Here is an 8882-nt window from a genome sequence, read left to right as displayed (position 1 = left end):
TGCCTTGGCCCTGAGCGGCGTGCGGGTGCATCCCGCTGTGCTCAAGCTTGCCCATGCCGACAAGGGGGTCCCATGAGACGACAGGTGAGCGCGGCTCCCCGCCGTCTGACCCTGCGTCAGAGCCTGGGGCGAACCCATCTGGTGGCCGCCATCACAGCCGTCAGCGTGGCGGGACTCTTTTTTACTCTGGTGGCCCTGCTGGTAGTGCGTTTTTACGCCGACCACAATCTGGAGCTGGTAGCTCGCGCCATCAGCTACAGCGCCGAGGCGGCGGTGGTGTTCCATGATGAGGAGGCGGCGAGCGAGGCGCTCAGTGGCATCGTTGCCAAGGAAGAGGTGGCCCAAGCAACTATCGTGCTGACCAATGGCCAGCTGCTCGCCAGTTGGGAGCGCCCCAGAAGCAACCCGCTGGTGACGCTCGAAGACTATCTGGCCCAACTGCTGATGCCGGGGCCTGTCAAACTCCCCATGCTGCGGGGTGGTGAGCAGATCGCCACCATCGAGCTGCGCGGCCACGGTGAATATCTGTTGCTGTTTTTGCTCTCGGCGCTGCTGGTGATGGTGGTTTGTCTGATGCTGAGCGCCATGGTGGCACTCTATGTGGCTGACCGGATGCAGGTCTCCATCACCGCACCGCTGCGCAAACTGGCACTTGTCGCCCACTCGGTACGCCGACAGCGCACCTTGGGGATGCGGGCGCCACCGGCCGATATTGTCGAGATTAACGAGCTGGGGGATGACTTCAACTCCCTGCTGGACGAGCTGCAAGCCTGGCAGGCCCAGCAGGCCCGCGAAAATGCCAGCCTGCTCCATCAGGCGACTCACGATGCCCTCACCGGACTGCCCAATCGCGCTCTGTTTGAAGCGCGGCTCGCGCAGGCCATCTCCCTCGGCGAGCAAGAGGGGTTTGCGCTGCTCTATCTCGACTGCGATCGCTTTAAGCAAATTAATGACACGCTGGGGCACAACGCCGGTGACGATGTGCTGATCGCGCTCTCAAGACGGGTGCAACATCAGCTGCGTCCGGATGATCTGGTGTTTCGCCTCGGTGGTGACGAGTTTGCGGTGCTGGTTGGCCCACTCCAGCGACAGCATGAGGTGGAAGAGGTGATTAGCCGCATCCAGCAGGCGATGAGCGAACCGGTGGCGCTGCGTGACGGTCGTCAGCTGGTGGCCGAGGTGAGTGTCGGCTTCGCCGTCTATCAGGCGGGTATGAGTGCCAGCGTGCTGTGTGATCAGGCCGATGCAGCCATGTATCTGGCGAAACGGGCGCGCCGCAGCGAACAGCAAACCATCGCCTGACTGGCAAGAATAACAACATAAACAAGGAGCAAACCATGAAGATCACCCACCTGTTGAAAGTGACCCTGCTGGGGTTGATGTTGTCGCTGCTGGCCGGTTGTCAGAGCGCGCCCAAGGGGTTGACCCCGGAGCAAATCGCCGTGCTCAAGGAGCAGGGCTTTTATCTGACCGATGAGGGGTGGACGCTGGATCTGGCCAACCGGGTGCTGTTTGCCAACAACGTGGGGGCGCTCAATCCCCAGACTCGCCAATCCGTTGAAAAACTGGGTAAAACACTGCTTGGCGTAGGGTTGGACAAGGCGCGGGTTGATGGGCACACCGATAATACCGGCGAGAGCAGCTACAACCAGCAACTCTCCCTGAAGCGGGCCCAGTCGGTAGCCGATGTGCTGGTCTCGGTCGGCATGAAGCCAGCCAATCTGGAGATCCATGGCCGTGGCGAGACCATGCCGCTGGCGGATAACAAGACCAGAGAGGGCCGGGCCGCCAACCGTCGGGTTGCCATCGTTATCAGCGATCAATAACCCTTCTCATCGTTTCGTTACCCATAAAAAAAGAGCGCCCGACCGGCGCTCTCTTTGATCGCGACAGCTGGGGTCGCATGGGCATGTGGGGCAGAGTTACTGCGCGCTATTTTGCCCGTTATTGTCGTGATGGCTGCGCAGGCGGATGTTGATCATCTCCACCACCAGCGAGAAGGCCATGGCGAAGTAGATGTAACCCTTCGGAATGTGCAGATCCATCCCTTCGGCCATCAGGGCGAAGCCCACCAGGGTGAGGAAGGAGAGGGCCAGCATCTTGATGGTGGGATGCTCATCGACGAAATCGCCGATTGCCTTGGCGGCAAACATCATGATGAAGACGGCGATCATGATGGCCAGCACCATCACCGGCACATGGTCGGCCATGCCGACCGCGGTGATCACCGAGTCGAGGCTGAACACGATATCGAGGATGGCGATCTGGATCAGGGTACTGATAAAGCCCGAGGCCGCCGCACTGACGCTCTCAGGTTCGGCCGCCCCTTCCAGAGTGACGTGGATCTCGTGAGCACTCTTGCCGATGAGGAACAGGCCCCCCAGCAGCAGGATCAGATCACGGCCGGAGATGGCTTCACCCAGCACGGTGAAGAGCGGATCGGTGAGGCGCATCACCCAGGCCAGCGAGAGCAGCAGCAGGATCCGGGTACCCATGGCGAGCCCCAGACCCAGAATACGCGCCTTCTGACGCTGCGCCTCCGGCAGGCGACCGACCAGGATGGAGATAAAGATGATGTTGTCGATGCCCAGCACGATCTCGAGCAGGGTAAGGGTGGCGAGTGCGACCCAGGCAGAGGGATCAAGAACCCATTCCAGCATGATTGAACCTTGGTTGAAAATTGGTTGGAAAATTGAAGCAGCGCATTCTAGCAGGGGCGCCACTGCTTGTCCCAGAGGGGGGAAAAGATAAAAATGGTGGCCATCGCAAGGGAGGCAGGCATGTTTCGATTAGGATTCATTATTAATCCGGTCGCTGGGATTGGCGGCGCAGTGGGGCTCAAGGGCAGTGACGGTGTGGTTGCCGAGGCGCTGGCCCGTGGCGCTGTGCCCAAAGCGCAGGAGCGGGCGCGGCAAGCTTTGTTGCCACTGTGCGAGCTGAATGTCCCGTTCGAACTGCTGACGGTGGCGGGAGAGATGGGGGAGACGGTAGCCCGATCTCTGGGATTGCCTTGTCGGGTCATCTATCAACCGGTCGGGGAGAGTACCTCGGCCGATGACACCCGCCACGCTGCCGAGCTGATGCGCGAAGCCTGTGTCGATCTGCTGCTGTTTGCCGGTGGCGATGGTACGGCGCGGGATATCTGCGCCGCGGTGGGGGAGTCCTGCCATGTGCTCGGTATTCCGGCGGGGTGCAAGATCCACTCCGGCGTCTACGGGGTGACGCCCGCTGCCAGCGGGCGGGTGGTGGCGCGGATGATCGCAGGGGAACTGCTCAGCCTGATCGATGCCGAGGTGCGCGACATCGACGAGGAGGCGTTTCGCGCGGGCAAGGTGCGGGCCCGCCACTACGGCCAGCTGAAGGTGCCCGGCGATCTGCGTTACGTACAGGCGGTCAAGCAGGGGGGCAAGGAGTCCGAAGAGCTGGTGCTGGCGGATCTCGCCGCCGGTGTGGTGGAGCAGATGGAGCCCGACACCCTCTATCTGATGGGCTCCGGCAGCACGGTGGCAGCCTGTATGGCTGAGCTCGGTCTGGAAAATACTTTGCTCGGTGTGGATCTGGTGGAAAATGGCCGACTTATCGGGCAGGATCTCAGCGCTGCCGAGATCCTGACCCGGATCCGCGGCCGTCGCTGCCGACTGATCATTACCCTGATCGGCGGACAGGGACATCTGTTCGGGCGCGGAAATCAGCAATTGAGTCCTGAGGTGATTCGGTGTGTCGGGCTGGACAATATCCAGGTGCTGGCAACCAAAGCCAAGCTTGCCGCCCTTGCGGGCAGGCCGCTGCTGGTGGACACCGATGATCCCGAATTAAACCGGGCGTTGCGTGGTTATCTGCGAATAACCACGGGATACAAGGATCAGGTCATCTACCCGGTGGCCAACCCGGAATAGGACGCCAAGGACGCTGCTGGCCTGGCGCCAGAGAGCTGCAATCAACCGGATTGCGGTTCCATACCCCCGAATTTTTTGCCGCAAATGAGGCTGCGTTACATGACGATTCACGATTTTGAGCACAAGTTGTTGGGACTGATCGACAGCATGGTTGCCACCGCGACCGACGATGAGCTGTTTGCGGGGGGTTACCTGCGAGGTCATATCTCATTGGCCGTTGCCCGGGCCGAGCTGGAAGGCAAGACCCTGGTGCGGGACGTCAAGAGCTATGTGCTGCGCAGCCTCAACGAGGCGATCTTGCAAGGTGAGCTATCTGAAGAGGATGAAAAACTGGTGCAGGCGATGTGGAGTCGTTTGCAACAAGACGCAGAAGCTTGATCGGATACACAATTCAAACTGAAGTTTGAGTTTATCCTTCCCCTGAAGTTAGTGAAAGGTTAATAATAAGTTTCGCCTTTTGTTTCAGGGATTAAACTATGGCCTCCTCCTCACGCATTGCCAATAAACTGCCGCTCGAGATGCTCTATCACTGGGAGCGGCAGTGTCCTGATCGAACCTACCTGCGTCAAACCATCAACCGCGAATATGTCGATTTCACCTGGGGTGAAGTGGCCGATGAAGCGCGGCGGATGGTGACGGCCTTGCGTCACCTCGGTCTGGTGGCCGGTGACAAGGTGGCACTGCTCTCCAAGAACTGCGCCCAGTGGTTTATCGCCGATCTGGCGATGCAGATGGGGCAGTATGTGAGCGTGCCCATCTACCCGACGGCCAACGTCGACACCATCGAATATGTGCTGCGCCACAGCGAGGCCAAAGCGATCTTCGTCGGCAAGCTGGATGACTGGAAGAGTCAGGAGGCGGGGGTGCCCGCCGATCTGCTGCGCATCGCCTTCCCCTATGACACCATGCCAGCCAGCCACCAGTGGGACGATCTGCTGGAGGCGCATGAGCCGATCCCTGACAGCCCGGTGCAGGCCCCTGACTCCCTGCTGAGTCTGGTCTACACCTCCGGCAGTACCGGCAAGCCGAAAGGGGCCATGCTGAGCGTCGAGCGTTACGCCTGGTCCTGCGAGAAGCTGGTGGAGACGGTGAGCCTGAGCCAGGCCGATCGGGGTTTCTCCTATCTGCCGCTGGCCCACATTACCGAGCGGGTCTACATCTACGGCGGCAGCCTCTATGGCGGCGCTACCATCGCGTTCCCTGAATCCCTCGACACCTTTATCGAAGATGTCAAACGCTGCCGTCCCACCGTCTTTATCTCGGTGCCGCGGCTGTGGGCCATGTTCCGCATCAAGATCCACGAGAAGCTGCCCCAGAACAAACTGGCGTTGCTGCTCAAGATCCCGCTTATCTCCGGCCTTATCAAACGCAAGCTGCAAAAGGGGCTTGGGCTGGATCAGGCCCGGGTACTCGGCTGCGGCTCAGCGCCTGTCTCCCCTGCGCTGCTTGAGTGGTATCTGAGCATCGGTCTCAAGGTGACCGAAGCCTGGGGCATGACCGAGAACCACGCCTACTCCACCATCAACTACCCATTCCGCGCCGACAAGATCGGCACCGTCGGCAAGGCGGGGATCGGGGTGACCATCAAGATCTCCGACGAGGGGGAGATCCTCTGCCGCTGCGAAGGGATGATGCTGGGTTACTACAAGGATCCCGAGCACAGCGCCGAGGCCATCGATGCCGAGGGGTGGCTGCACACTGGCGACATGGGCAAGCTGGACAAGGAGGGTTATCTCACCATCACCGGCCGGATGAAGGATGTGTTCAAGACCGCCAAGGGCAAGTATGTGGCGCCGGTGCCCATAGAGGGGCTGCTGGGGCAGGAGCCCATCATCGAACAGCTCTGCGTGATTGGTTACGGCATGCCGCAGCCCATTGCGCTGGTGCAGCTGGCCGAGAGCGCCATGAAGGGCAATCGGGAGGAGGTCAACGCCAGACTGGAAGCGGCGCGGGTTCGGGTCAACGATCAGCTGGAGTCCCACGCCAAGATCCGCGGCATTCTGGTGGTGAAAACCCCCTGGAATATCGAGAACGGCGTGCTGACCCCCACCATGAAGATCAAGCGTCACCTGCTGGAGCAAAAGTACGCCCAGGTCGGGGATCGCTGGCCCTCATCCCAAGTGGTGGTGTGGGAGGAGTAAATTCCGTCTTCCCATAGCGCAACAAACAACAACGGCTCTTGATGGGCCGTTGTTGTGTTTGAGGCATCTCACTCGCCGCTGTTTTGTCGGGGAGTAAAAACCGCGCCCGGTTAGATCTGCGCCAGCGCGGCGGCCAGATCGGCGATCAGATCGTCGGCATCTTCCACCCCGATGCTGAAGCGGATGAGGTCGTCATTGACTCCGGCGGCGAGGCGGCTCGCCTCGTCCATGGCGGCGTGGGTGGTACTGGCCGGATGGCAGGCGAGACTCTCGAGATCCCCCAGACTCACCGCCTGCACGAACAGTTGCAGGTTATCGAGCAGGGTGGCGCAGCGTTCAAACCCGCCTTCCAGCTCAATACTCACCATGCCGCCAAAGCCGCTGGCGAAGGCGCCGAGAGCATCGTGACCCGGATGGTTGGCAAGGCCCGGGTAGATCACCTTCTTCACCGCCGGGTGGGCCGCCAGAAACTCGGCCACTTTCTGCGCATTGTGCAGGTGGGCATCCATCCGTAGCGGCAGGGTCTTGACCCCACGCTGCAGCAGGTAAGCCTCCTGCGGGCCAATGGGAGAACCGATATGTTTGAGGGCCACGGTGCGGATCGACTTCATCAGGGCGTGAGATCCCGCTACCACCCCGGCGATGATGTCGCCGTGGCCACCCAGATATTTGGTACCGCTGTGCATCACCACGTCGACACCGAGCTCCAGCGGACGCAGCAGGTAGGGGGTGAGGAAGGTGTTGTCACACACTGTGATGGCGCCCACCTTGCGGGCCGCTTCCACCACCAACCGCGGATCCACCACCTTGAGGGTGGGGTTGGTCAGGGTTTCGAACAGTACCACCTTGGTAGCAGGGCGGATGTTGGCCAGCAGATCCCGATCGCTCTCGTAAGCGGTGACCTTGATGCCGGCGCGGCTGAAGGTCTGCTTGAGGAACGCATCGGTGCCGCCGTAGAGCGGGCCGATATAGGCCACCTCATCGCCGCTGTCGGCCAGCGCATACATGATGGCGCTCACCGCCGCCATGCCGCTCGCCACCACCAGCGCTTCATCGGCACCTTCGAGGGCTGCCAGCTTCTGCTCCAGCTCGGCGGTGGTGGGGTTGCCAAAGCGGCTGTAGATAAAGCCGGGGGCTTGACCTGCAAAGCGCTCCTTGCCCGCCTGGGCGTTGAAGTAGCTGAAGGTGCTGCTCTGGTAGAGCGGGGTGGTGAGGGCGCCGGTCTGTGGGTCGATCCGCTGGCCGCTGTGTACGCTCATGGTCTTGAATTTCATCGTGTTGCTCCGTGATGACCAGGCTCTGGCCATGACTTGTTTTGTTGTTCGTTGCTTGTTGTTTTTGTCAGCGCGGGTATGTGCATGCGGCTTATAGCTTATGCATATACCCGCCTAGGGATCTTTACGCTGCTTAGGCCGTTATCGCTTCGCTTTCAGTGCGCGGGAGGCGAGTTGGTTCCACCGGCCCATAGTGCCGCGCCGCCACATCCGGGTGGGAGCGCAGCCGCCCTTTCAGCACGTTCTCCCCCACCTGATAGAAGAGCGGATTGGTCGGGTCACTCTCCGGCCCTTGCGCCTGTGCTGCCAGCTCGGGGGAGAGGCTGAGCAGTGGCACGGTGGCATCGAGCCGCGCCGCCATAAAGAAGGCGCAGGAGAGACGCGAGACGCCAGGCGGCGGGCTCACCACCCGATGCAGGGTCGCCTTGAGATAGCCGTTGGAGGCCAGCTCCAGCAGCTCGCCGATATTGACCACCAGCGCTCCCGGCAAGGGGGGCGCGGAGATCCAGCCGTCGGCCGTCTCGACCTCAAGCCCCGAGTGATTGTCCTGCATCACCAGCGTCAGGTAGCCAGGATCCTTGTGGGCGCCGACCCCCTGACTGCTGCCACCCGCCTCTTGCCCCGGGTAGTGAATCAGCTTCATGTGTTGGTAGGGGGCGCCGCGAATACTGTCGTCAAACACGTTGGCCGGTTGCTCCAGCACCTCGGCAAAAGCGGCGAGCAGGGTCAGAGTGATATCGCTTAGCCGCTCCTGCCACGCCAGCAGATGGGCTTTCATCTCTGGCAGGGCGGCCGGCCACTGGTTGGGGCCGATCAGCCGCTGCCAGGGTTCACGGATCTGCGCCGCAGGCAGGGCTTGCGCCTCATTCATGATATCGAACTGCTCTCGCAGATCCGGCCGCTGGCGGGTCAGCTCGGCACCGACCCGGTTGTAGCCGCGAAAGTGGGGGCTGTTGATCATCTGCGCCGTCAGCTTCTCCTGCTCCGGCAGAGCAAAGAAGCGCTCTGCCAGCGCCAGAGTCTCTAGCATCTCAACCTTGCTCAAGCCGTGGCCGACCAGATAGAAAAAGCCGACGTCGCGGGCGGCCGCGGCCAGCCGGGCCAGCATAAGGCGACGCAGGTCGGGTGCCCCGTTGAGGGCAGCCAGATCGATGATCGGCAGTGGTGAATGTTCCATGTGCACCTCCTCACTCTTTCGTTATCTCTAGCGCCATCTCTTCTGCTGCCTCTGGTGCGGGCAGGTCTGATGAGCGGCAAACGGGATGGCGCGACAGTGTGGCGGTATGCGCAGCGGTGTGGCGCCATCTGGAATGAAGGGGATCCTACTGTTCGGTGTTATAAGACGGAAACAACAAATTATTCTTAGTTATATACAAAATTCGAAATGGAATTCGGTGTGTAATGGAGTGGCTGCTTTTTGCGCAGCCATTAAGGGCGGAATGGGAAATGATGGGAAGGAGAGTGATAACCAGAGGCAAGCTGCCAGCGGCAAAAATGACCAAAACAGAAAATGGCCAAAACAGAAGGGAGGCGGATGCCTCCCTTCTGGTTGAGCGGTTTTTCACCTGACC

General features: G+C 60.9%; 9 protein-coding genes. 6 read left to right on the top strand and 3 right to left on the bottom strand.

Annotation, left to right across the window (positions count from 1 at the left end):
- The first annotated feature begins 72 nt into the window (after positions 1–72).
- Both AACS18_RS00845 and AACS18_RS00840 read left to right on the top strand, forming a co-directional pair.
- A complete protein-coding gene (locus AACS18_RS00845) occupies positions 73–1302 on the top strand; it encodes a diguanylate cyclase domain-containing protein (RefSeq protein ID WP_108613473.1) in 1230 nt (409 codons plus the stop codon).
- Positions 1303–1337: 35 nt separating this feature from the next.
- Positions 1338–1826, top strand: coding sequence for an OmpA family protein (locus tag AACS18_RS00840; protein WP_005333642.1), 489 nt, complete (start codon positions 1338–1340; stop codon positions 1824–1826).
- A gap of 96 nt (positions 1827–1922) precedes the next feature.
- Here AACS18_RS00840 and AACS18_RS00835 read toward each other — a convergent pair whose 3' ends face one another.
- Positions 1923–2660, bottom strand: a complete 738-nt coding sequence (locus tag AACS18_RS00835; RefSeq protein ID WP_033138446.1) for a TerC family protein — start codon at positions 2658–2660, stop codon at positions 1923–1925.
- Between the two features lie 120 nt (positions 2661–2780).
- Between AACS18_RS00835 and AACS18_RS00830 the strand changes: the two genes are divergently transcribed.
- The 3 genes from AACS18_RS00830 to AACS18_RS00820 all read left to right on the top strand — a co-directional run bounded on the left by AACS18_RS00830 (position 2781) and on the right by AACS18_RS00820 (position 6037).
- Positions 2781–3896, top strand: coding sequence for an ATP-NAD kinase family protein (locus tag AACS18_RS00830; RefSeq protein WP_108613472.1), 1116 nt, complete (start codon positions 2781–2783; stop codon positions 3894–3896).
- 99 nt (positions 3897–3995) lie between these two features.
- Positions 3996–4274 (top strand): YfcL family protein, encoded by a 279-nt coding sequence (locus AACS18_RS00825; protein ID WP_005333639.1) that lies wholly within the window; start codon positions 3996–3998, stop codon positions 4272–4274.
- Between the two features lie 98 nt (positions 4275–4372).
- Complete coding sequence (locus AACS18_RS00820) at positions 4373–6037, top strand: AMP-binding protein (RefSeq protein WP_005333638.1); 1665 nt, start codon at positions 4373–4375, stop codon at positions 6035–6037.
- 110 nt (positions 6038–6147) lie between these two features.
- Here the strand turns inward: AACS18_RS00820 and AACS18_RS00815 are convergent, their stop codons facing one another.
- Positions 6148–7311, bottom strand: coding sequence for a trans-sulfuration enzyme family protein (locus tag AACS18_RS00815; protein WP_042052882.1), 1164 nt, complete (start codon positions 7309–7311; stop codon positions 6148–6150).
- 133 nt (positions 7312–7444) lie between these two features.
- Positions 7445–8488 carry an isopenicillin N synthase family dioxygenase gene (locus tag AACS18_RS00810; RefSeq protein ID WP_108613471.1) on the bottom strand — a complete coding sequence of 348 codons (1044 nt, stop codon included), beginning with the start codon at positions 8486–8488 and terminating at the stop codon, positions 7445–7447.
- 224 nt (positions 8489–8712) lie between these two features.
- On the opposite strand from AACS18_RS00810, the gene AACS18_RS00805 reads away from it, so the two are divergent.
- The gene (locus tag AACS18_RS00805) at positions 8713–8880 is read left to right on the top strand and encodes a hypothetical protein (protein ID WP_181363371.1); all 168 of its coding nucleotides are present in this window, start codon (positions 8713–8715) and stop codon (positions 8878–8880) included.
- Positions 8881–8882: the final 2 nt, after the last annotated feature.

The sequence above is a fragment of the Aeromonas sp. HMWF015 genome, from assembly GCF_963878965.1.
Classification (GTDB): domain Bacteria; phylum Pseudomonadota; class Gammaproteobacteria; order Enterobacterales; family Aeromonadaceae; genus Aeromonas; species Aeromonas veronii.
Note: the sequence above shows the minus strand (reverse complement) of the source record. Positions and strands in the feature narration are given on the sequence as shown.